The sequence below is a fragment of the Lunatibacter salilacus genome (genome assembly GCF_009797935.1).
Lineage (GTDB): Bacteria > Bacteroidota > Bacteroidia > Cytophagales > Cyclobacteriaceae > Lunatibacter > Lunatibacter salilacus.
This window is the reverse complement of the sequence record NZ_VOLC01000003.1, coordinates 204,022-226,255: the sequence shown is the minus strand read 5'-3', so window position 1 is coordinate 226,255 and position 22,234 is coordinate 204,022. Positions and strand designations below refer to the sequence as shown.

The following is a 22,234-nucleotide window of genomic DNA, read 5'->3' as shown; positions in this document are numbered from 1 at the left end:
TTGGAAGGTTTTTTGTAGCTTAACTGCGCAAAAAAAATTGATATCCAAACTTATGAAAAGCATACTCGTCCCCTACGATTTTTCCGAAGAAGCTGAATACGCCTTCAAATTTGCCCAAGAACTCGCATCCAAGGCTGCCTGCAAGCTCAAGCTTGTCCACGTTGTAGAAATTCCGACCACCCAACATTTTAATACGATGGGTGAAATAAATATGAACGACAACTACATCGATAAAATATTCGTCGTGGATATGGTTGAAAAGCGAAAAAAACAGATGGCAGAGCTTGAGGAAGCCCATTCCGTGAAGCCATACAGATTTAGCAGCAAAATCTCTTTTGGAAACCCTTATGCTGGGATTTCCAGCGAAATCACAGAAATAAAAGCAGACTTGGTGGTAATGGGCTCCAAAGGATCCAGTGGACTCGAAGAACTGCTAATCGGATCAAACACTGAAAAAGTAGTACGCCACTCCAAAGCACCGGTCCTGACCATCAAGAGGCCTACTTCAGCCGATAGCATAAAAAATATTGTTTTCGCCAGTGATTTCAGTGAAAACAGTAAGAAAATCATCTCCAAACTGAAGGACCTCCAGGCTTTATTACATGCCAAGATTAGTCTGGTAAAGATAAACACACCGAATTCGTTTGAGAACACCTTGGTAACGAATAAAAAAATTAATGATTTCATTTCCGCAAATGAATTGGAAAACATAAAGATTGATATTTTTAACAGTAGCTCAGAGGAAGAGGGAATCATCGAATATGCCAATGAGTTCAATGCTGATATGATTGCCATGGCTACCCATGGCCGTACTGGATTCTTGCACTTGCTCAGCGGCAGTATTGCGGAAGACGTGGTTAATTCTGCGGAAAGGCCCGTTTGGACCATGAAAATAGCTTAAATTGATTCAATGGCGCGAAATAAAGACAACGACTGGAAAAAAAGAAACGGTTTAGTTTATTCAACATCCGACGATTTTAATTTTGATACTGATAAAAACACGGAGGGAGAGACTTTGCCTGCCTCCCAGCAAAATCTACGGGTTCAGTTGGATAAAAAATCCCGCGGAGGGAAACAGGTAACTTTGATTACTGGCTTCGTTGGTAAAGACGAGGATTTGAAGGAGTTGGGCAAAACACTTAAGATCAAATGTGGTGTGGGCGGAAACAGTAAAGAGGGGGAGATTTTGATTCAGGGTGATTTTAGAACGAAAATACTGGAATACCTGGTCCATGCCGGGTATAAAGCTAAAAAAATAGGGGGCTAGGGCAACCTGCCCCCATTTCACTTTTTACATTACATTTCTCAGAGTCATTTTTCAAAATTTACTCACCGATCAAATCGCCCATTTTAACCTGTTTTTGGCACGGTCTAACGACTAATTATTTTAGAGAAAAATATTGCCACTACTTTTACTTCCATAATCGGGAAAATAAATTTTTAGATCAAAAAAACATGAAAAATAACAGCCTATTATTTGTACTTGGAATTCTCTTGCTGATCTCCTCCTGTGATATCCGAGATTCCATTGAAGAAACCCCCATCGGAGAATTGAAAGAAGGGTATTTGGGTATTAATCTACCTAATGGATTTAACTTCGCCACTACAAAAAAGGTGACTTTAAATCTTTCTGCGGTTGGCCGGGATAAAAGTCCGATCCCATTTGTTACATACCGAATTTATGACAAAAACCCGCTTGAAGGAGGCCAACTGATGCAAACTCTTAGGCTTGACGAGTCTGGATCAGCAAATACCAATTTGGACATCCCAAGTTTTCTGACAGAGATTTGGGTTACGTCGCCTTACATTGGGGTAGAGCCTGTTGCTGTGCTGCCCATTTCCGGGACCTATGCATCCTATAAATACGATGCTTCCAAGCCGAGCATTTTGCCTGAAAGTTATTTCAAAGTTGAAGAAACAGATCCAAATGCACGGGTGGCTGGTTCAAGTGTTGACATCGCTCAGCTCGGTACTTGGGATAGCCAAGGAAGGCCTAATTATCTTGTACAGCCTGACAACATCTCGGCCCAGTTGCTAAAAAACATCAATATAAGCTTGCCCGAAAGATCGGATATTAGAACCCATAATCCTGATATTCTTAACGAAAAATATGCCCGGGAACTTTTTTTAAACGAAGATGGGGAGGTATGGATCACCTATGTACACACTGGAGCCGGATACAGAAATGCGATTGGATACTATTGGTACAAAGAGGGTGAGCAACCACTGACACCCGCTGACATTAAGAACAAAACGATAATCTTCCCCAACATCCAAGCCGGAGTTTTGACTTCTGGTGACAAAGTAAAACTTGAAGGACCACTAAACGGTGCTTTTGAAAAAAACACTTACATTGGATGGTTTTTAATAGCTGACGGTTGGAAGGGCAAAACGTTGACTAGCGGAAAATGGACCTTGTATGCAGACAGCAAGTTAAACAGCTTTATTAAGCGACAAGAACTTCGTGACCATATGGTATTCTTGTACGATGCTACCGAAAAGATTCTGTTGATGGGCTGGGAAGACATCAAACGGGATGAAAGCGGCTCTGATCATGATTTCAATGACGCAGTCTTCTTTGCAAGTTGGAACCCAATCACAAGCGTAGATCTATCCGAATATGCCAAGATCGACACCAACCAAAAAGACAGGGACGGAGACGGCGTTGCTGATGAGCTTGATGAATATCCTGATGATTCAGACAGAGCATTTACCAATTACTCTCCAGGGCAGTACGCATTTGGTTCATTGATGTTTGAAGATTTGTGGCCTAGCTTCGGTGACTATGATATGAATGACCTTGTGGTGGACTATCAAGTAAAAGAAATTTCTGATGCCCACAACAGGATTAAAGAAGTTAGCTTTACCGTAGTGATTCGCGCTACTGGTGCCGGGTTCAAAAACGGATTTGGAATTCAACTTCCGGTGGCATCTGGACTAGTAGAGAGCGTGAAAGGGAACAGGCTTACTACCGGAAGCATAAAAACGAAAGAAACTGGAGTTGAAGATGGCCAGCGGCTAACTACGGTGATTATTACAGATGATGTAAACTATAAGCTGCCAATCATGGCTAATGTATCTAAGAACAACGCACATAATCAGGAGGATACCCTTCACGTTTCCATCACCTTCAAGGATGCAATCCGAAAAGCTGACTTGGGTGCTGCACCATACAACCCATTTCTTGTCATCAATCAAGATCGGAGAAGAGAAGTCCACCTGAAACATGGACAACCAAGCGACCTTGTCGACGTTTCCCTGTTCGGTGCAAACGACGATTACTCAAATCCAACAGAAAGAAGGTTTTATAGCAGTAAAAAGGGATTCAACTGGGCTCTGCATACCCCTGTAAGTATCCCACATACACAAGAGCGGATAGATTTCACCAAAGCTTATACCAGATTTGCGGACTGGGCAAGGTCAGGGGGCAGGGAATATGTAGACTGGTATCTGGATATCAAAGACCATCGGAATTCATCAGTGCTTTATATCAAATAAAATAAAAATACTGGCAATTACTTTCTAGTATATTTTACCCCTAAAAGACCCCCGGACTCGCCGGGGGTCTTTTTTGTTTGAAAGTAGTTATGGAGTTAAAATCATTACGTTTCTTTGGATGTTAGAAATACCTCGTTAAATTTGCGTTTGAGTTATGAAGCAAGTAAAGCAACATATTGCAGTCAATTCATTTTTTGTTCGGGTATACGCACATCTTTATGCTGTGCACCATCATTCCTATATCGGGGAATAACTATATACCGCTCCTTATGAACCCTACGGTTCCAAGCTTCAATCTCGTTCATTCAATCCCAGTTCCTTACCCGTATAATCTTATTTCATGGAAAATATCATACGTATTGCTGTACAGAAAAGTGGTAGGTTAAGTGAAGACTCACTTAGTCTTATTAAAGAGTGTGGAATAAAATTTTATAACGGCACCGGCAAACTCAAATCAACATCCACAAACTTTCCTATAGAATTTCTGTTTTTAAGAGATGACGACATACCAGGGTATGTGGCTGACGGCGTTGCTGATTTGGGCATCGTTGGAGAAAATGAGCTAGTTGAAAAAAATAAGGAGGTTCTGGTTTTGAAAAAATTGGGCTTCTCAAAATGTAGGCTGTCGCTTGCCATACCCAAAGGTGAGGAGTATCCGGGTTTGGAATATTTCGAAGGCAAAAACATTGCTACCTCGTACCCCAAAATTTTGGGAGACTACCTGAAAGCAAATAAAATTCAGGCGGAAATCCATGAAATAAGTGGATCTGTAGAAATCGCCCCAAGTATTGGCCTGGCAGAAGGCATCTGTGATATCGTTAGTTCAGGATCAACCCTGATGATGAACGGTCTGAAGGAAGTAGAGGAAATTTTCCGTTCGGAAGCGGCATTGATCAGCCATCCTAACATGAGTGTGGCAAAAAAGGCCATTGTTGATAAGCTGCTTTTCCGTATGAATGCTGTCCAAAAGGGCAAAAGCAGTAAATATGTATTGCTCAATGCTCCAAATGACTCGCTGGAAAAAATCGTTTCCCTTATCCCCGGAATGCGCAGTCCAACAATTTTACCTCTGGCGCAAAATGGATGGTCCTCTGTACATTCTGTCCTTAGCGAAGACCAGTTTTGGGAAAATATTGAGGAATTACGCGCTGCCGGTGCGGAAGGCATCTTGGTGGTCCCCATTGAAAAAATGATACTATAAAATTCGCTTTTATATACACTCCCCTCTCCTAATTATGAAAGTACTCGTCAATCCCCCGAAAAGTACCTGGAAGAAAGAATTTGCGCGACCCATACGCAAAATGAAGGATATAGAAAAGATCGTAAAACCAATCATGCAAAAAGTAAAAAGACAGGGGGATAAAGCCCTGCGAAAATTTGCGTTGGAGTATGATCATGTAGAAATTCATCAGTTACTGGTAACTCGGGAGGAAATCCTGGCAGCAGTGGCGGAGGTGCCGGAAACGCTCAAAGAAGCAATCCTACAGGCAAAGTCCAACATTGAGAAATTTCACCGGGCGCAGCAAACACCCGATTTGGAGATGGAGGTAATGGAAGGGGTCATCTGCATGCGCAGAAGTATACCGGTCCAAAAGGTAGGACTGTACATTCCAGGCGGCACCGCACCCCTTTTTTCAACCGTACTTATGTTGGGTATTCCGGCACAGCTTGCAGGATGTAAAGAAATTGTACTTTGCTCTCCTCCAAATCAGGAAGGAAAAATCCATCCTGCCATTCTCTATGCCGCAGACTTGGTGGGAATTACCACCATAGTCAAAGCAGGTGGTGCTCAAGCCATTGCGGCCCTGACCTATGGAACGCAGTCAGTCCCACAGGTAGATAAGATATTTGGCCCCGGCAATCAGTATGTGACTGCCGCCAAACAACTTGCCACAAAAAAAGGAATGGTAGCCATTGACATGCCTGCCGGACCGTCTGAAGTGCTTGTCTATGCCGATGAATCTGCCGTACCAGCCTTCGTAGCTGCAGACCTCTTGTCCCAGGCAGAACACGGCATCGATAGTCAAGTGGTGTTAGTCGCCAGTTCCGAAAAGGTTACCAAAAAGATATTAAAAGAGGTAGATTCGCAGTTGGAAAAGCTCCCCCGGTACAAAATTGCCCAAAAAGCACTGGAAAACAGTGTGGCTTTTGTAATCAATAACCCGGACAAAGCAATTGACTTGATAAATGAATATGCACCGGAGCATTTGATTGTTTCCGTCGAAAACTATGAGGAGATCGTTTCTCAAATTGTTAACGCAGGTTCGGTATTTATAGGAAATTTCACGCCTGAGTCCGCCGGGGACTATGCCTCTGGAACCAACCATACCCTTCCTACCAACGGGTATGCGAAAAATCACAGCGGTGTTTCCCTGGACAGTTTCGTAAAGAAAATTACCTATCAGCAAATTACTCCAAAAGGACTCCGAAAGCTTGGCCCAGTAGTGGAGACCATGGCATCTCATGAATTGCTTGAGGCCCACAGAAATGCCGTGACCATACGTCTTGCTTACCTCGATGCTCAAAATGAAAATTGACCTTAATACCTTACTTCGTCCACACATATTGGCATTAAAACCTTACTCATCTGCTAGAGATGAATACACGGGCAAGGAAGGTATATTCCTTGACGCGAATGAAAATCCATTCGGATCCATTACTGCGGAAAATTTTAACCGCTATCCAGATCCCTATCAGCAAGCGCTTAAAGAGCGGATTTCTGAAATAAAGGGTGTTTCTACAGATCAGTTATTTTTGGGCAACGGAAGTGATGAAGCCATTGATTTATTATTCAGGGCTTTTTGTAGACCAGGAGTAGATCAAGCCATTCTCCTCCCCCCTACCTACGGGATGTATGAGGTTAGTGCGGGAATAAATGATGTAGAAACGGTTAAAGTGCCTCTCACTCCTGATTTCCAGTTAGATACCAGGGCGATATTGAAGGCCATAACCACCACGTGTAAGTTATTGTTTATTTGCTCACCGAATAACCCGAGCGGTAATAATATGAGAAGAGAAGATATGCTCTTCCTGATCAACAATTTTCCGGGAATTGTGGTGGTAGATGAAGCGTATATCGATTTCAGCGGGGAACTCAGCTTTACTATTGAACTTCCAAATCATCCTAATCTTTTGGTCATCCAAACCTTTTCCAAAGCTTGGGGACTTGCCTCCCTAAGATTAGGTATGGCATTCGCCTCTCCGGAAATTATCCGGATTCTCAACAAAATCAAACCTCCCTACAACATCAGCGGCCTTACCCAACAAAAGGTATTGGAGGCTCTTGGAGATTTGTCCCAGATGCGGGTGATGACCAAGGATATTTTACGGGAGCGCAGTTATTTGGAAAAAGAGTTGGCGGAGGTTTCATTGGTAGAAAAAATTTATCCTTCAGATGCCAATTTTCTATTAATCAAAGTAAAGGAGGCGAAAAAGACCTACGACAACTTGGTTGATGAAAAAATAATCGTGAGGGATCGGTCTAAGGTACTTCTTTGCGATGAATGCCTACGAATCACGGTAGGTACGCGGGAGGAGAATGAAAACTTATTGAAAGCACTCAAAAAATCGGCTGAATAACAAATACGGAGGCCTTTTAAACATCAAAGACAATGAAGAAGGTATTGTTTATCGACAGGGATGGCACCATAATCAAAGAGCCCCCGACAGACTTTCAGGTAGATAGCCTGGAAAAACTGGAGTTTTTGCCGAAAGCTATTTCCAACCTGCGAAAAATTTCAGAAGAAACTGATTACGAATTAGTAATGGTTACAAACCAGGACGGGTTGGGAACCGATTCATTTCCAGAATCAACCTTCTGGCCAGCCCAATATAAAATGCTGAAAACCCTCGAACAGGAAAATATATTCTTTACTGAAATCCATATTGACAAGACTTTTGAGCATGATAATGCCCCAACCCGTAAGCCACGGACAGGGTTGCTTTCAAAATACATGGATGGCACCTATGATTTGGCCAACTCCTACGTGATCGGAGACCGGAAAACAGATGTTCAACTTGCCGCAAATCTCGGTGCCAAAGCCATTTATATTGGGACAGATTTTCTCCATGATGCCGCATTGGTAACCATGGATTGGGACAGCATTTACGAATTTCTGAAGATGCCACCCAGAAAAGCTAGCATCTCCAGAAACACTTCTGAAACCAAGATCAACATTGAGGTTAACCTAGACGGGAGCGGGAAAAGTGATATTTCCACCGGCCTTTCCTTCTTTGACCACATGCTGGATCAGCTTGCAAGACATGGATCCACAGACCTGACAATACAGGTTCAGGGAGATTTACATATAGACGAGCACCACACAATTGAAGACACTGCACTTGCACTTGGTGAAGCCTATTTAAAAGCCTTGGGTGATAAAAAAGGAATTGGACGCTATGGGTTTCTTTTACCTATGGACGACTCCTTGGCACAGGTAGGGATTGACTTTGGAGGCCGTCCCTGGCTTGTTTGGGATGCTGAATTTAAGCGCGAAAAGATTGGGGATTTGCCCACGGAAATGTTTTACCATTTCTTCAAGTCCTTCAGCGATACAGCCAAGTGTAACCTTAACATCAAAGCAGAAGGGAAAAACGAACATCATAAGATAGAGGCTATCTTTAAGGCACTGGCAAAGGCAATCAAAATGGGCGTGAAGCGGGACATTAACGCACTCAATCAGTTGCCCAGTACAAAGGGAGTTTTATAGCTATAGTTCACCGCCGAGACAAGCCTAGTTTCGGCGGTTTTTGTCTATTTTTAGGAAAACAAGTTTTATCTTTTCATTTTTTATAAAAAGTATCAGGTCAAATCACGGAATTTTCAGAACCAGAGGACCTTTATCTCCGTTCTTTGAAGAAGGATATTTCCAGACTATTTTGAAAGCTGGAATAAAAGTTAAAAAATAATTCCTGCTAACCTTTTCATTACCATTACTTTCATATATATTTGAACTAATCAATTAGTATTAAGTATGCTCAAAATTTCTTTTGTTCTGTTGCTATTTTGTTTAGGTGGTTGTATTGGCCAATTTCAAAAAGGCGAATCCTATTTCCACAACCAGGAGTATGAAAAGGCGATTTCTGAATTTAACCGTGTGCTTTTTGTAAGCATTACAGACCTTAAATCATTGCATCTACGGGCTAGGGCTTTTGAGGAATTGGAAGAATATGAAAAAGCAATTGCAGATTACAATCGAATTGTTAGCTTGGAACCTACTTATGCCCAGGCTTGGGCTGGTTTGGGGAAAATCGCCTGGAAGATGAATAAGCTGGCGGATGCTGAAAAACATTTGTTAAAAGCAGCGATGCACGACCCAAATGATTACGACATCTTATTGTTACTCGGCAGAACCATGATCAAAAACCAGCGCTTTCAAAGTGCTGAGGAGTTTATACAGCTTGCGATAGATAAACAGCCCGACGAACCTACTCCCTATTTTTATTTGGGTATTGCCCGGGGATATCAGGGAGATGGTTTAGGGGTCGTAACGGCAATGAATGCGTATTTGAGTCGGGAGACAGATAATATCGCCGCCCACTACAACCGGGGATTTGCATTGATGAAGTTAGGATACAACGATTGGGCCATAGAGGATTTTGACGCTGTACTTGAAAAAGAACCAAATCATTATGAAGCCATGGCCAGAAGGGGTATTTGCTTTTTGGAAGAGCAGCCCTCCCGGGGGATGCAGGATATCAAAAAAGCAGCCGATAATGGCAACCAGTTGGCAATGTCAATTGTCCAACAATTTGGCAAATAAATTCGCTTTAAGAAGATTGATTTTAAATGGCGTAGAAATCACCTATCATAATGAGAATAAACTGGGTAAAGGTTGCAAAGACTCTCTCATTAATCCTAACTTTTTACCGTATTTGGAAAACTGATTGAATGGAACCCGTTCAACAGAGTGCGAAAGATAATTCCCGATTTGTGTATTTGATCCACATTCTTCATTTTTTATAGTTTTTTTAATTTAAGACTTCACTTCATCACCACTTTTTACCACTTGAGTATAAATCTACTTATAATACTCGTTAACGGTGGTAAATGATAAACAGGTTTTTTTCATTACGAAACACACCTTGAATTACCAAGTCAACGTTATTTTTGGTATCGAAATTGATATATAATGATAAATAACTACCATTATAAACTAAACCAAACTATGAAAAATTCAACTTTCAATTCCAAATTGATTTATAGTGCTTGCATCGCCGGATCCCTACTTTTTACAACTTCTATCTCAGAAAGTGTAGCTTCTAATGTTTATGGAACATCGTTCAATTCACTTTTTAATGAGCTTGTGATCGTTTCCATGAATAATGAAGATGATGAAAAGTTTGTGACTGAAGTGGCTGAGATGAATATCCGGGAAATTGCTCTTGGACAGTTGGCTCAGGAAAAAGGCAATTCCACGCATGTAAAGAACTTGGGAAGAACGATGCAGGAAGATCATATGCGATCCATGGCTGAGCTTTCCGAATTGGCAACCGCTAGGAATATTTCTTTAAATTCGCCTAGTTCTACGCCTAGCCAACCGGATGAAGATTATCAAAACCTTGAGAACTTGGAAGGTGATGAGTTTGGGATGGCTTATAGCCAACTAATGGTTAAGAAGCAAAAGGAAGCTATCGATAAGTTCGAGAAAATTTCAGAAAGTTCTGAGGATGCTGAAATTAAAGCTTTCGCTTCTGAGCGACTTACAGTTTTAAAAAGTCATCTGGAAGAAGCTGAGAAGTGTGTAGAAAAATGTGAAGAAAGCAAAGACTCATCTAAAGTGAAAGATGAAAACAAAGATGAGTTGAAAGATAAGAAGAAAGACACCTCTAAATAAAAATCATGAGCGGCATAGAAAACCTCAGCAATAGGGAGGCAATTAATAAACTAAAGCAGCTTGTTGAAGAGATTGATATCTGCTTGTTTTGTACCGATCTGAAAAATGATGATGGGGAAACCTGTCGTCCGATGAGTACTCAGAAAGTCTGTGAAGAGGGTAACATCTGGTTTTTCAGCGAAGTAGGCAGTATCAAAAACCAGGAAATAGAACAGGACAATCAAGTTCGATTATTCTATTCCCATCCCGGATTAGACAGCTATCTGGTCGTAAATGGAGAGGCCGAATTAGTATTCGACAGGACAAAAATTGAGGAGCTTTGGAGTCCGGCTGTTAAAGCATGGTTTCCGGAGGGAAAAGATGACCCTAGCATATCTATTATCAAGGTAAAGCCGACATCAGGATACTATTGGGATACCAAAGGATCTAAGATGGTCAACTTCTTCAGGATGGTAGCCTCGGCGGCTACAGGAAAAAACCTGATCAAAGGGAATGAAGGAACTATCTCCATTTGATCCGTTGGGGAGAAATTATAAATTTTCGGATCATGAATGATCCACCTTCACTCGTGAAAATAAACAAGGGCACTTCCTTAAAAGGGTGCCCTTGTTTTATGTTTTTTTCGAAAGCAGGAAGAAAGGATCAAGCTGCATCCGATAAACTAAACTAGAACGGTCAAATTTTCCCGGATGACGAACTAACTCATTGATAAGGAAAAGGGATTCTATGTTTGGCATTTTTTTAAAGCGAAAACAATTTCCCATTTAGTGGATCTATTTTCACAGCAAGAAAAGCTTCAAACAGTTTTAATTTTTAGAACAAACAGCTTATAATTTAAATTAAAATATTATTTTAATTATATTTTTAACCATTTATTAATATAATAACAATTTTTACCTAGATATTTTTTCAAAATTATCTTCTCATCAAAAGACCGAAACCATCTTGAAATTACGTAGTTCCCCTCAAGAGATTAAGAATATTTTTAAATAAACGACTCAAAAAAAATAATTAATTACCGTTAATAAGGTACGAATAGATTTTACTGTATTCGTAAAAGGGAAATATAATTCTTTACAATCAAATGGGGTTGATGTGATTAGAAGTAATTGGTATTTTAATTGTACTAAATTAAAAAATAATTATTCAAACTAAACCAAATATTAGTCATGGAAAATCCAAATGCAACCACCTTATTATCAGCCTCAAGTATTAAGGGCACAAGTGTAAAGAACCTTAGGGATGAAGAAATCGGCACCATCAAGGATGTAATGCTATATACGGATACCGGGGAGATTGCGTATGCGGTCTTGTCAGTAAACACCGGTTTTTTAAATTTAGAAAGTAAGTATTTTGCCATTCCTTGGGAGGCAATGTCATTTATCCGGGCTAGTCGGTCAGGTGAGGAAGTAATTACTTTGGATGTGGACAAGGAAAAACTTGAAAATTCTCCAGGGTTCGACAAGGACGATTGGCCAATGACCCCACAATCCGAAATAATCAGTGCTGCGTTTAAGTACTATGATGTACCCTTGCGAAATCAGCGGTTTTAATATTAAAAAGGGGTCAATAAGAGGCCTAAAAACAGAAAAGGCAGCCCCAAGGGCTGCCTTTTCTGTTTACATTAGTTATTTTTCAAGCAGATATTGACTGTTCTATTCTCTCAATTTTTAGACCTACATCAAGTTAACGTCAATATCAGTTGACTACTTAATAGTCCCCTTCTTAAGCTCTTCCACGGCGTAATTCACCGCTCTTGCGGTGAGCGCCATATAAGTAATGGACGGGTTTTGGGTCCCGGTAGATGTCATACATGCACCATCAGTGACAAATACATTCTTACAAAGGTGCATTTGATTAAAGGAATTTAGCATAGAGGTGGCTGGATCTCTCCCCATTCGAACCCCACCCATCTCGTGAATATCTAATCCGGGAGCCTGTTTGCTGTCTCTGGTGGTTATCCCGTGACATCCTGCTTTTTCCAGCATGGCTACACCCTGCTCTAGAAAATCATTGAGGGATTTGTCGTCATTCTCGTCATATCCTACATCTACTCGAAGCAACGGCATTCCCCATTTGTCCGTTTGTTCAGGGTCCAGATAGACCTGCGATTCTTCTTTAGGGATTGTCTCCCCTTGCATCATCATGTAAACACTCCAGTCGCCCAAGTTAGAATTGGCCTCTTTAAATCCTGGCCCAAATTCTTCATTTCTCGCACTGCCCCAGCCCTTTCTTCCTGCGGAGTAAAAAGACATATAACCACGCAGAAAATCCATTTCCTGCCGCTTGACATTCCGGAAATTGGGTAACATCACTGCAGTAGGCCTACGTCCGAGGTAATAGGAATCCAAGTGACGGTCTACACTTGCGGAGATAGAGCCTCGGTAATTGTGGAACGCAATGAATTTTCCAAGTAACCCGTTGTCATTCCCTAATCCATTGGGAAATCTGTCTGAAATGGAATTCAACAAAATCAAGTTCGAATTTAAGGCAGAGGCATTGACAAAGATTACCTTGGCATAAAATTCTGTGGTTTCCATGGTCTCGGAGTCGATGACCCGCACCCCTGTTACCTTCCCCAGAGCATCGTCATGGATCAAGGAATGAACTACTGAATTGGACCTGAGAGTCAAATTCCCTGTAACTGCTGCGGCCGGAAGCGTGGAAGCATTGGAACTGAAATAAGCTCCAAAAGGACAGCCACGTTGGCAAAGGCTTCGGGCCATGCATTTTCCCCTACCTTGCTCTAAATGATGGGCAGCAGGCTCAGTAAGGTGGGCGCATCTGCCGATTACAAATTTCCGTTCCGGATAGGCGGCAAGGATTCGCTCCTGAATATCCCTTTCTACCTTGTTCATTTCCCATGGCTTAAGAAATTCCCCATCGGGAAGGGTATCCAGTCCGTCTTTATTTCCACTGACCCCAATAAAGCGCTCCACGTAGCTGTACCAAGGGGCCACATCCTCATAGCGTATTGGCCAATCCACGGCAAACCCATCCCTACCCGGACCCTCAAAATCATATTTACTCCAGCGTTGCACTTGCCTAGCCCAGAGTAGGGATTTCCCCCCTACCTGATATCCCCTAATCCAGTCAAAGGGCTTCTCCTGAATGTAAGGGTGCTCCTTGTCCTTGACAAAAAAATGGTCTGCATCATCCTTAAACGCATAACACCTGGATACAATGGGGTTCTCTTCTTTCACGGACAATGGAAGCTGACCCCTCAGTGGGAATTCCCAGGGAGGGGTATGCATGGTAGGGTAATCTTCGAGATGCTTAACATCTCTCCCCCGCTCAAGCACCAATGTCTTCAATCCCTTTTCACATAATTCCTTGGCCGCCCATCCGCCACTTATTCCCGAACCGATGACTATTGCATCGAAGGTATGATCAGCTGTTTGTTTTTTATTATTCATATCTCAAAGACTCTATCGGGTCTAGTTTGGAAGCTTTATAGGCTGGAATATATCCGGACAAGAGACCTACCAACACGCAGATCACAAATGCAACAATAATCCAAATCCATGGAACCAAAAATCCTCCCGGTCCTACTAAATTTCCCACCAGATTCCCAATTCCAATACCCATTATTACTCCCAAAATCCCCCCTAAAATACAGATTACAATGGCCTCTATCAGAAACTGCTGCCGGATTCTCAACGGGGTAGCTCCCAACGCCTTTCTGATGCCGATTTCACGTGTACGTTCGGTTACAGACACCAGCATTATATTCATCAAACCAATAGCAGCACCCAACAGGGTGATGAAACCAATTCCGAACCCGCCTATCCGTAAGAATCCGGCAATCTCTTCCAGCCGATCGCCTAATGTCTGGGACTTAACTACTTCAAAGGAATCATCTAATCCTACCCGATCTCCACGAACACTGCGCATGATGCCTGTGGCTTGCCCCATTTCATATTCCATCTTCAATGGATCAGAAGAGCTCACGGTGATAGTGTACCGGAAGGTGCCCCGGGTGTCCAGGTTTTTGCCGTTGAACAAAGGAATCACAATGGCCCTATCCGCGCCCGAATCCCCACCTACTCCACCTTGTTTTTCCATCACTCCAATTATCGTGTAGCGTCTTCCAAAAAAAGATATGTAATCATTTAATGGATCTTCCCCTTCAGTAAAAAGCGTCTCTTTGATTTCTGTTCCAATGATACATACGTTGTTTCCATATTGAATTTCAACGTTGCTGAAATTCCTGCCTGTTTCTATCCCCACGCCTTTTATCAAAAAATAATTCTCATCACCTCCGATGATGCGGCTGTTGGGGTTTGTTTTATTTGATTTCCTTTTTACTTCGGCAGATCCGCTGATAAAAGTTGTGATGGTAGACACCCCTCTATTATTGTAATTGTCTTTGAAAGAAGTAGCCTCGCGGTAACTGATAATGGGATAGTTTTTCTCTACCACTCCAGCAGTAGAAGCTCTTCCTCCCGTCATTCCCCTACCTCTAATATCAAAGTTATTGGCGCCAAATCCCGAAAGACTTTCTTCAATCTGAGACTTCATGGCATCTATGGCAGTAAGCATCCCCACCAAGGAAGTTATTCCCACAGCGATGATCAGACCCGTAAGAATCGTCCTTAACAGGTTGGATTTTACGGAGCGAAACGCTTCTTTTATATTTTCGAACAGATTCATGGATTGTTCATTTTGGGACTAAAATCAGAACATATGTACTTATACAACCCTAATATTAACCATTTTCGATAGAAATCAATGCATACGGTCGCCTCTAATTTCCTGGCTGCTTAAAACTTCTTTTTCATAGGCAAGCCATTCCTGCCATCGGGCTTCTACCTTGTCTTTGGGGAAGTAGGTTTTCGCCAAATCGATAAAATTGACATAATGTGCTGCCTCCGACACCATCAACTCATAGTAAAAGTTCTTTAGTTCTTCATCCTCGAGATTCTGCCAAAGCAACTTAAAACGCTCGCAACTTCTTGCTTCAATCAATGCATTCATAAGCAGATATTCCGTAAGCTGCTGCATGCGGCTCCCTCCTTTTCGGACGAATTTCTGAAGCTGAACGACATACTCATCTTTTCTGGGATGGCCAAAGGGCAATCCTCTTTTTCTCAATTGATCCATTACCCGGCTAAAGTGGTCCCATTCTTCGGCCACAACCGGTGTGAGGGTTTCAACCAATTTATCCAATTCAGGGAATTTCAAAATAAGGGAGATACAAGAGGATGCCGCTTTTTGTTCACAATAGGCATGGTCAACCAAAATATCCGCCAAACTCATTTTGGCCACATCCACCCAACGCGGATCGGTGGGAAGTTGCAGTCGAAGCATTTTATTTTTTGTATTTTCTTGCCAGCTCATATATTATCATCAATCAAAAAAGGCCCAAGTAATTCCCAAGTCCAACGTACTCTTCAGCCCCGTATAGCCCGGAGTTATGAAATACCCGGCTTGTTCCATCATTCCTCCGTTCAGGTGGTTGTATCGGAAAAGAACACGTGTGCGGTTAATGCGAAAATTGAGAAAGACATCGACCACAGGATAGGCGTATACATTAAAACTATCTTGAAGGTGGAATTGCTGCGTGGCCGGCATATAAGCATCTGCAAAATTATCACTTCTATACCTGCCTTCCACACCTAATTGTACGTAAACGTTGTCATTAAATAAGGGGCCGTCAAAGAAAAAACGGGTATTTATAAACCATTCGGGAATACGGAATGCATCAGCCGCTTCCCCGGTGGTTACTGTATAGACTGCCTCACTTTGCCAGTGCCATTTCCGCGCAAAGACTAAATGTCCGGTAAAACCCGGCATGACCATAAAAGCCTGTCCGGATGCCTGTTCTGGAACTGTGTCCCGACCGTAGTAGATATAATTGTTGATCCTGTTAAGCGTAAGATTAGGCCGCAATTTGAAATTGCCAAATTCCAGCTTAATCACTCCCTTTGCCTGGTCTACGCCTACATTTGAAAAGTCATTAGACCATCGGTAATGGTTTCCATTATATCGTTCCTGAGCCAGTGTTGGTTTGTAAAGAGCTTTGGTATAACTGAGATCCAAAAATGGGGAAACAAATAGTCCATGCATGCGATATCCATCAGGGACCAAATATTCCCCTTCCGCTTCAAAGGACCACTTTTCACTAATTTCTCCCCGCAGCGCTCCTCCTACCGACAGCTCCGTAAAGGAATTGTTTTGGTCAAAGAAATAACTCGCCATCCTACCGATACGCAGCTTCATATAGGCATTGTAATATACCGGCCCAAAGTCACCCTTAAATCCGACCTCATTTTTCCACTCTGAAAAATGATTATAGTTGTTGGTGGTATCCCGCTTGCTTTGGGCTTGGAGGGAATCTGATGAATTAAATCTATTTGAATTAAAAAAAAGCGAATCCTGGGTATCCATTCGGGAGAAGAAGGAAACTGCCTGTTTCTTCTTGTCAAATACGTGGTAGGCCTGCCATCCTTTCAGTATTTCGTATTGGTGAAAAATATGGTAATCCTGCCGCAAGTCAACCGCTCGCGAATTTCTCAACCACACCTTAGAATCTTCATAGGTAAAATAGAGGGAAGTAGTGTCAACGCTAGGGGAAATAATTCCCCCCTGTTCATTGGCGACGTGCCTCATCCGGGAAAATGTCCCCAACAGAAAATACTTGTCATTTTCGGATTTATAGTTGGTATGAAATGAGTAGGAATCATTGACTACCAAATTATCATCCCGCCTAGTAGGATTTAATGTCTTTCTGGCCCGGATAGTACCATAATGGAACCCGACGTTCCAATTGGGAGTAATGTTGCGGGTAAATGAAATATCCAGTTTATTCCGGTTGCCTCCACCAAAGAATGCGTCCAGCTGGGTATAGGGAGATTTGGTGTTGAAGTATTTGGTGCTATCAGGGGATTTGTAATAAATGTCGTAGGCATGGAAACCCGAGGTCCTACCAATCTGACGGGGTACCTCATAGAACACTGGCTTCGCAGCAGATCCTAGATTTCCAAGGTCCTGGTATCGGTACCAAGTGTCGGCAACAGGTTCATAATTATGGAGTCCGGTGAGCGAAGTGTCTACCTCAATTTCTTCAAACTTGTTGTACCGGAGCAATTTTTCATAATAGTACAAGGAAGTCCTCGGACCGTAAACCATCTGCGTGGAATCATCCAATAATCCGCGTCGCGGGGTGTCCTCACCATCCTCCTGGGGTGCACCCTGCTGTTGTCCCTGTCCTTGCCCCTGAGGCTGCCGTTGGGGGAATTGCTGTCCGAAAACTTTTCCGCAAAGGAGGATCAGCAGGACAACAAAAAGTAAGGACTGCCTATTCTTCACGGGAATACTTTTTTTCTTTGATCACCTGTTGTACCATCTTTTTGATAACCTCTTCATCCTCTCTGGATAGATCTACTGCAATAGGTAAGGCAAAAATGGGAATTTCTGACCAATATGGAAGAAAAATATCCGCCTTTAATTTCACTGCGTCTTTTTCTGTGGTAATTATGCCAGGCTGATCGCCTTCAAATTTGCGGCATGCTGCAACGATTTTTTCCGCATCCAAAACCGAATACCGGTGATGGTCCGAAAATGACAGGACATCCACTACCTTGTACTGCTGATTTACCCAACCTAGCATCGCTTCATTAGACGCAATGCCTGTAACTACAACCACAGATTCGTTAATTTGCTTTCCGTTAGGTACAACGGAAACTGGTGCTCCATATTTTATCCCGGAGAATAGGATAGGAATATCCTTCCTACAGTACTTCCTGATTTGATTCCTGTATTCGTCTTTCACGAGCTCAGGCAGGTTAGATGGACATTTTGTTACGATGACGGCATCGGCTCTTTTGGCGCCGGTGGCACTTTCGCGAAGTGTGCCTAAAGGCAAAATTCGATCCCGAAAAAAAGGCTTCTGATACGTGGTCAACAAGATGGAGCAGTCTCCCGCCACATACCGGTGTTGAAATGCATCGTCTAAAAGTATGAGATCCGTGGAAGGCTTTTCAGCCAATAGCATAGGAATGGCCAAAGCCCTAGCCTCCCCTACCGCAACGGAAACAAGGTCGCCGTATTTTTGGTATATCTGAAAGGATTCGTCCCCCAGTTCTTCCACCCCGGTAGATTTATCCGCGAGAACAAACCCCTTACTTTTTCTGCGATACCCCCTACTGATGACACCCAAATTTGCCTGTTCTTGAAAAGTCCGGATCAAAAATTCCACCATGGGTGTCTTACCGGTACCTCCCATGGAGAGATTACCCACGACCACCACTGGCACCGTAAATGCCGTGCTTTTTTTAGATCCTATATCAAACAACTTATTTCTGAACCCAGTAGCAGCCTCGTAAAGGAATGCAAAGGGATACAACAGGGGATCATAGAAGTGCATTGAAAGAATTTTCTTAATTTTGGATGTTAACCAATGACAAAGATATGGTTTATTTACTTAGAGACGTGATATCCTACTTGGAATCTGTGGCTCCTCCCTCGTATCAAGAATCCTACGACAACGCCCAACTTCTTGTAGGAAATCCCGAGGACGAAATTACCGGGATTTTGTGCACCCTTGACGTGACTGAGGAAGTGGTGGCCGAGGCTGTCGACCGGGGATGCAATCTAATTGTTGCCCATCATCCAATAATTTTTAAAGGGCTCAAGAGCCTGACGGGCAAGAATTACGTAGAACGTACAGTCATCAAAGCCATCCGGGCAGAGGTGGCCATCTATGCCATCCACACTAACTTGGATCACGTAATTCATGGGGTAAACGCAAAAATTGCCGAAAAAATCGGACTAAAAAACCTGCAAATCCTTTCTCCCAAAAAGGATGTCTTGACAAAACTTGTCACCTTCGTTCCACAGAGCGACACTGAAAAAATATTAAACAGCCTTTTCGAAGCAGGGGCAGGTATTATAGGAGATTATAAGAACTGCAGCTTTCGGGTGGCTGGAAGAGGGACCTTTTTACCCATGGAAAATGCCAATCCGGCTGTAGGGGAGGTAGGGAAACTGGAAGAGGAACTAGAAAACAGAATCGAAGTCATGTTTCCAACCCACTTGCAGAAAAAAATTGTGACTGCTTTAAAGCAATCCCATCCGTATGAGGAAGTAGCCTACTACCTGCATCAAATCGCAAATGAAAACCAAGAAGTCGGTGCGGGAATGGTCGGCGAATTGGAAGTCGAAATGGAAGAGAAAGACTTCTTCGTTTACCTTAAACAGCAAATGAATTTACAGGTAGTCAAACATACACACTTTTTGGATAAACCAATAAAGAAAGTTGCTCTATGCGGTGGTGCAGGAATCTTTCTGCTCGGGAATGCTAAACGTGCCGGGGCGGATGTATTCATTACCTCGGATGTGAAATATCATGAATTCTTCGATGCTGATAAACATCTTATACTTGCAGACATCGGACACTATGAAAGTGAATTTTTCACAAAAGAATTGTTAAAGAATATTTTGTCGCAAAAATTTAGTAATATTGCACTCTATTTGTCAAATGTAGTCACGAATCCAATAAGTTACCTATAATAAATGGAAAGTACCGTTGCACAGAAATTAGAAGCAATTCTCAATCTTCAAAATATAGATTCTCGTTTAGATTCAATTTTTAAAGTCCGCGGCGCATTGCCCGAAGAGGTTCAAGACTTAGACGATGAAATCATAGGATATGAAACCCGCCTCAGCAAATTCAACGCTGATATTGATGGTCTGGGAGATGAAATCAAAAAGCACAAGGAAGCCATAAAGGAATCCGAGAAGCTGATAAAAAAGTATCAAGAGCAGCAGATGAACGTCCGGAACAACCGGGAATACGACGCCATCACCAAGGAATTGGAATTGCAGGATCTGGAGATACAGGTTTCCAAGAAAAAAATCGGAGAAGCACAAATCCGAATCGACGAAAAGGACAAAGACATCAATGATCTCAAGGAAATTCTCAAAGACAGGCAAAATGACCTGGATCAGAAAAAAGGAGAACTCAATGTAATTGTGTCTGAAAGTGAATCCGATGAAAGCAAACTGAAATCCGAACGCGACAAGTCGGTCAAGAAAGTAGATGAGCGCTTACTAAAGAGTTACGAAAAAATCAGGCAGAACGCCAAAAACGGCCTTGCTGTAGTCTTGGTGAAAAGAGGTGCATGCGGTGGCTGCTTTAATGTGGTTCCTCCACAGCGTCAAGCAGAAATTCGAGAAAAGAAAAAGCTAATCGTTTGCGAACATTGCGGACGGATCTTTGCCGGCGTAGAAGATGAAATAGAAGACGAATCTTCTGCCAAAAGAAAAAGAAGTAAAGCATAACTATTGTTTCAGAAAAGCCCAATATTCATTGGGCTTTTTCATTTTTGAAGATTTACTGATTGAAAGCCAACCTTTTGTTGGGAAAACCAGTTTATGTATTTAAATTGGCAGCCATGAAACAAATAATGCTTATAGTTTTTCTCAGTTGCTTTTCTGTTTTTTCTTTTGGAAAGGAAAAAACAGAAAAAACATTTTTGATTCTTTTCCAGAAAGAGGAGTTGAGAAAATTCAATAGTAGTCCAGCGAAGATCGAACTTAGTTTTCTAGACAAATTCGATACACGGGCCTACACCGGAAACTCCGATGCCTCTTTGATCATTACTGTACCCTTTACGGATTGGGATGTTTGTGATATGGGAAAAGCGCTCGTAATCGTTGGAGATGACCGTGTATTGCGGTTGGATGAGGTGGCCTTTCGAATTATAGACTTTGATCAGACAAAAGAAGAATTCCAATATTTACTCTCCGAGACATCGAGCGAATCAAAAAACGAAAAGAAAAAATCCGTCCCACAGAAACTGGTTTTCTAGCCAACAGGGGAAGGTGTGTAACTTTCTAGTCTTATTTGTCCGTCATCCAGTTGATTCAGTTCATAGCAACATAAATTTTGGTGCTTAAACGCATCCATAAATCTCAACTCATATCCCAACATCAAGCACATCAATATTCGTATTGCTCTGCCATGCATGCAAACCAAAATGTGCTTTCCTTCTGCTGAGCGGATAATGTCAATTGCTCTGGTCAGTCTTTTTGCTACATCCTGAGGAGACTCACCCCTATCTATTTTATAATCCAAGAATCCTTCATTCCATTTGGAAAGCATGTGGATATAATATTGGTTTTCCTTTTCATCCATTGGTGTCCCTTCATAGATTCCCCATGAAATTTCATTGAGCTCGGGAAGTCTGGTAAATGGGACATCACTTTCCAAAAATTTTTCGATGGATTGCCTAGTTCGGATTAGGCCGGAAAAATAAATCTGATCGATGGGCAAATGTTTGTTTTTTTCATAGAATAAGTTTGCCTGCTTTCTTCCTGTATCATTGATGGGAGCGTCAATACCACTTCCCTGAACAACACCTTTAAGGTTATAGTCTGTTTGTCCGTGCCGGACGACATAAATTTTTTTACTGCTCAAGATTTACCTATTTTTGAATCAAAGTTCAAATAAAAAACTTTTATCCCACAAATCATGATATTTAAGGAAAATCTAAGTCTGGATTTTTTAAATGAATGGAGCAAAAACACGATGGTGGATCATCTCGGTATCCGTTTTACAGCCATGGGAGACGACTATCTAGCCGCCACAATGCCCGTGAATGAAAAAACTAAACAACCCCTAGGTTTGTTACATGGTGGGGCCAACGTGGTGCTGGCTGAAACCCTGGGCAGTGTAGCGGCTACACTTACCGTAGACCAAGACACCCAATATTGCGTGGGACTAGAAATTAATGCAAACCACCTCAAAGCTGTAAAGGACGGAGAGGTAAAGGGCATAGTTAAGCCCATCCACTTGGGGAAGAAAACGCAGGTATGGGAAATCAAAATTTACACTCCAGAAGAGCAGTTGTCCTGTATCAGCCGGATAACCATGGCCATATTGACTAAATAACCTA

Annotated in this window: 22 protein-coding genes; 15 read left to right on the top strand and 7 right to left on the bottom strand. The window is 42.2% G+C overall.

Annotated elements, in window-relative coordinates:
• Window positions 1-52 precede the first annotated feature (52 nt).
• From FQ608_RS05925 to FQ608_RS05915, 3 genes are all read left to right on the top strand, one after another.
• A complete protein-coding gene (locus FQ608_RS05925; protein WP_158856899.1) occupies window positions 53-901 on the top strand; it encodes a universal stress protein in 849 nt (282 codons plus the stop codon).
• Window positions 902-910: 9 nt separating this feature from the next.
• The gene (locus FQ608_RS05920; protein ID WP_158856898.1) at window positions 911-1,267 is read left to right on the top strand and encodes a translation initiation factor; all 357 of its coding nucleotides are present in this window, start codon (window positions 911-913) and stop codon (window positions 1,265-1,267) included.
• 188 nt (window positions 1,268-1,455) lie between these two features.
• On the top strand, window positions 1,456-3,498 hold the full coding sequence (locus tag FQ608_RS05915) for an LruC domain-containing protein (protein ID WP_158856897.1): 2,043 nt from the start codon (window positions 1,456-1,458) through the stop codon (window positions 3,496-3,498).
• 182 nt (window positions 3,499-3,680) lie between these two features.
• Here the strand turns inward: FQ608_RS05915 and FQ608_RS27745 are convergent, their stop codons facing one another.
• Window positions 3,681-3,803, bottom strand: a complete 123-nt coding sequence (locus tag FQ608_RS27745) for a hypothetical protein (protein ID WP_262885474.1) — start codon at window positions 3,801-3,803, stop codon at window positions 3,681-3,683.
• Between the two features lie 35 nt (window positions 3,804-3,838).
• On the opposite strand from FQ608_RS27745, the gene hisG reads away from it, so the two are divergent.
• From hisG to FQ608_RS05875, 8 genes are all read left to right on the top strand, one after another.
• The gene (gene hisG, locus FQ608_RS05910; protein ID WP_158856896.1) at window positions 3,839-4,699 is read left to right on the top strand and encodes an ATP phosphoribosyltransferase; all 861 of its coding nucleotides are present in this window, start codon (window positions 3,839-3,841) and stop codon (window positions 4,697-4,699) included.
• Window positions 4,700-4,733: 34 nt separating this feature from the next.
• A complete protein-coding gene (gene hisD, locus FQ608_RS05905; protein WP_158856895.1) occupies window positions 4,734-6,035 on the top strand; it encodes a histidinol dehydrogenase in 1,302 nt (433 codons plus the stop codon).
• Window positions 6,025-7,077: a histidinol-phosphate transaminase gene (gene hisC, locus FQ608_RS05900; RefSeq protein ID WP_158856894.1), complete on the top strand. Its 1,053-nt coding sequence runs from the start codon at window positions 6,025-6,027 to the stop codon at window positions 7,075-7,077. Before hisD ends, hisC begins: the two co-directional genes overlap by 11 nt.
• Before the next feature lie 32 nt (window positions 7,078-7,109).
• On the top strand, window positions 7,110-8,207 hold the full coding sequence (gene hisB / locus FQ608_RS05895) for a bifunctional histidinol-phosphatase/imidazoleglycerol-phosphate dehydratase HisB (protein WP_158856893.1): 1,098 nt from the start codon (window positions 7,110-7,112) through the stop codon (window positions 8,205-8,207).
• Between the two features lie 264 nt (window positions 8,208-8,471).
• On the top strand, window positions 8,472-9,260 hold the full coding sequence (locus FQ608_RS05890) for a tetratricopeptide repeat protein (RefSeq protein WP_158856892.1): 789 nt from the start codon (window positions 8,472-8,474) through the stop codon (window positions 9,258-9,260).
• A gap of 405 nt (window positions 9,261-9,665) precedes the next feature.
• Window positions 9,666-10,334: a DUF4142 domain-containing protein gene (locus FQ608_RS05885; protein WP_158856891.1), complete on the top strand. Its 669-nt coding sequence runs from the start codon at window positions 9,666-9,668 to the stop codon at window positions 10,332-10,334.
• A gap of 5 nt (window positions 10,335-10,339) precedes the next feature.
• Window positions 10,340-10,849, top strand: a complete 510-nt coding sequence (locus tag FQ608_RS05880; protein WP_158856890.1) for a pyridoxamine 5'-phosphate oxidase family protein — start codon at window positions 10,340-10,342, stop codon at window positions 10,847-10,849.
• Between the two features lie 654 nt (window positions 10,850-11,503).
• Window positions 11,504-11,887, top strand: coding sequence for a PRC-barrel domain-containing protein (locus tag FQ608_RS05875; protein WP_158856889.1), 384 nt, complete (start codon window positions 11,504-11,506; stop codon window positions 11,885-11,887).
• 153 nt (window positions 11,888-12,040) lie between these two features.
• On the opposite strand, the gene FQ608_RS05870 is transcribed toward FQ608_RS05875, so the two are convergent.
• The 5 genes from FQ608_RS05870 to lpxK all read right to left on the bottom strand — a co-directional run bounded on the left by FQ608_RS05870 (window position 12,041) and on the right by lpxK (window position 18,702).
• Window positions 12,041-13,750, bottom strand: coding sequence for a GMC oxidoreductase (locus tag FQ608_RS05870; RefSeq protein WP_158856888.1), 1,710 nt, complete (start codon window positions 13,748-13,750; stop codon window positions 12,041-12,043).
• Window positions 13,743-14,987, bottom strand: a complete 1,245-nt coding sequence (locus FQ608_RS05865) for an ABC transporter permease (protein WP_158856887.1) — start codon at window positions 14,985-14,987, stop codon at window positions 13,743-13,745. The genes FQ608_RS05870 and FQ608_RS05865 overlap by 8 nt, the downstream gene beginning before the upstream one ends.
• 75 nt (window positions 14,988-15,062) lie before the next feature.
• Window positions 15,063-15,674, bottom strand: a complete 612-nt coding sequence (gene miaE / locus FQ608_RS05860) for a tRNA-(ms[2]io[6]A)-hydroxylase (protein WP_199856319.1) — start codon at window positions 15,672-15,674, stop codon at window positions 15,063-15,065.
• 9 nt (window positions 15,675-15,683) lie between these two features.
• Complete coding sequence (locus tag FQ608_RS05855; protein ID WP_158856885.1) at window positions 15,684-17,645, bottom strand: putative porin; 1,962 nt, start codon at window positions 17,643-17,645, stop codon at window positions 15,684-15,686.
• On the bottom strand, window positions 17,635-18,702 hold the full coding sequence (lpxK, locus tag FQ608_RS05850) for a tetraacyldisaccharide 4'-kinase (protein ID WP_158856884.1): 1,068 nt from the start codon (window positions 18,700-18,702) through the stop codon (window positions 17,635-17,637). Before lpxK ends, FQ608_RS05855 begins: the two co-directional genes overlap by 11 nt.
• Before the next feature lie 44 nt (window positions 18,703-18,746).
• Here lpxK and FQ608_RS05845 point away from each other — a divergent pair, with 44 nt between their 5' ends.
• The 3 genes from FQ608_RS05845 (at window position 18,747) to FQ608_RS05835 (ending at window position 21,148) form a co-directional block, all read left to right on the top strand.
• Window positions 18,747-19,847, top strand: a complete 1,101-nt coding sequence (locus FQ608_RS05845; protein ID WP_158856883.1) for a Nif3-like dinuclear metal center hexameric protein — start codon at window positions 18,747-18,749, stop codon at window positions 19,845-19,847.
• A 3-nt stretch (window positions 19,848-19,850) separates the two neighbouring features.
• Window positions 19,851-20,618, top strand: a complete 768-nt coding sequence (locus FQ608_RS05840) for a zinc ribbon domain-containing protein (protein ID WP_158856882.1) — start codon at window positions 19,851-19,853, stop codon at window positions 20,616-20,618.
• 113 nt (window positions 20,619-20,731) lie between these two features.
• On the top strand, window positions 20,732-21,148 hold the full coding sequence (locus tag FQ608_RS05835; protein WP_158856881.1) for a hypothetical protein: 417 nt from the start codon (window positions 20,732-20,734) through the stop codon (window positions 21,146-21,148).
• On the opposite strand, the gene FQ608_RS05830 is transcribed toward FQ608_RS05835, so the two are convergent.
• The gene (locus tag FQ608_RS05830) at window positions 21,145-21,756 is read right to left on the bottom strand and encodes a histidine phosphatase family protein (RefSeq protein WP_158856880.1); all 612 of its coding nucleotides are present in this window, start codon (window positions 21,754-21,756) and stop codon (window positions 21,145-21,147) included. The two genes, FQ608_RS05835 and FQ608_RS05830, sit on opposite strands and share 4 nt — an antisense overlap.
• A gap of 54 nt (window positions 21,757-21,810) precedes the next feature.
• Between FQ608_RS05830 and FQ608_RS05825 the strand changes: the two genes are divergently transcribed.
• Window positions 21,811-22,230 carry a hotdog fold thioesterase gene (locus FQ608_RS05825; protein WP_158856879.1) on the top strand — a complete coding sequence of 140 codons (420 nt, stop codon included), beginning with the start codon at window positions 21,811-21,813 and terminating at the stop codon, window positions 22,228-22,230.
• Window positions 22,231-22,234 lie beyond the last annotated feature (4 nt).

Bases quoted from the DNA above. Each gene is read 5' to 3' on its own strand.
- lpxK (WP_158856884.1), bottom strand. From the start codon at position 18,702: ATGCACTTCTATGATCCCCTGTTGTATCCCTTTGCATTCCTTTACGAG.
- FQ608_RS05890 (WP_158856892.1), top strand. From the start codon at position 8,472: ATGCTCAAAATTTCTTTTGTTCTGTTGCTATTTTGTTTAGGTGGTTGT.
- FQ608_RS05915 (WP_158856897.1), top strand. From the start codon at position 1,456: ATGAAAAATAACAGCCTATTATTTGTACTTGGAATTCTCTTGCTGATC.
- FQ608_RS05840 (WP_158856882.1), top strand. From the start codon at position 19,851: ATGGAAAGTACCGTTGCACAGAAATTAGAAGCAATTCTCAATCTTCAA.
- hisG (WP_158856896.1), top strand. From the start codon at position 3,839: ATGGAAAATATCATACGTATTGCTGTACAGAAAAGTGGTAGGTTAAGT.
- FQ608_RS05825 (WP_158856879.1), top strand. From the start codon at position 21,811: ATGATATTTAAGGAAAATCTAAGTCTGGATTTTTTAAATGAATGGAGC.
- FQ608_RS05835 (WP_158856881.1), top strand. From the start codon at position 20,732: ATGAAACAAATAATGCTTATAGTTTTTCTCAGTTGCTTTTCTGTTTTT.
- FQ608_RS05845 (WP_158856883.1), top strand. From the start codon at position 18,747: ATGGTTTATTTACTTAGAGACGTGATATCCTACTTGGAATCTGTGGCT.
- miaE (WP_199856319.1), bottom strand. From the start codon at position 15,674: ATGAGCTGGCAAGAAAATACAAAAAATAAAATGCTTCGACTGCAACTT.
- FQ608_RS05875 (WP_158856889.1), top strand. From the start codon at position 11,504: ATGGAAAATCCAAATGCAACCACCTTATTATCAGCCTCAAGTATTAAG.
- FQ608_RS05885 (WP_158856891.1), top strand. From the start codon at position 9,666: ATGAAAAATTCAACTTTCAATTCCAAATTGATTTATAGTGCTTGCATC.
- hisC (WP_158856894.1), top strand. From the start codon at position 6,025: ATGAAAATTGACCTTAATACCTTACTTCGTCCACACATATTGGCATTA.
- FQ608_RS05920 (WP_158856898.1), top strand. From the start codon at position 911: ATGGCGCGAAATAAAGACAACGACTGGAAAAAAAGAAACGGTTTAGTT.
- FQ608_RS05870 (WP_158856888.1), bottom strand. From the start codon at position 13,750: ATGAATAATAAAAAACAAACAGCTGATCATACCTTCGATGCAATAGTC.
- FQ608_RS27745 (WP_262885474.1), bottom strand. From the start codon at position 3,803: ATGAACGAGATTGAAGCTTGGAACCGTAGGGTTCATAAGGAGCGGTAT.
- FQ608_RS05865 (WP_158856887.1), bottom strand. From the start codon at position 14,987: ATGAATCTGTTCGAAAATATAAAAGAAGCGTTTCGCTCCGTAAAATCC.
- FQ608_RS05880 (WP_158856890.1), top strand. From the start codon at position 10,340: ATGAGCGGCATAGAAAACCTCAGCAATAGGGAGGCAATTAATAAACTA.
- hisD (WP_158856895.1), top strand. From the start codon at position 4,734: ATGAAAGTACTCGTCAATCCCCCGAAAAGTACCTGGAAGAAAGAATTT.
- hisB (WP_158856893.1), top strand. From the start codon at position 7,110: ATGAAGAAGGTATTGTTTATCGACAGGGATGGCACCATAATCAAAGAG.
- FQ608_RS05925 (WP_158856899.1), top strand. From the start codon at position 53: ATGAAAAGCATACTCGTCCCCTACGATTTTTCCGAAGAAGCTGAATAC.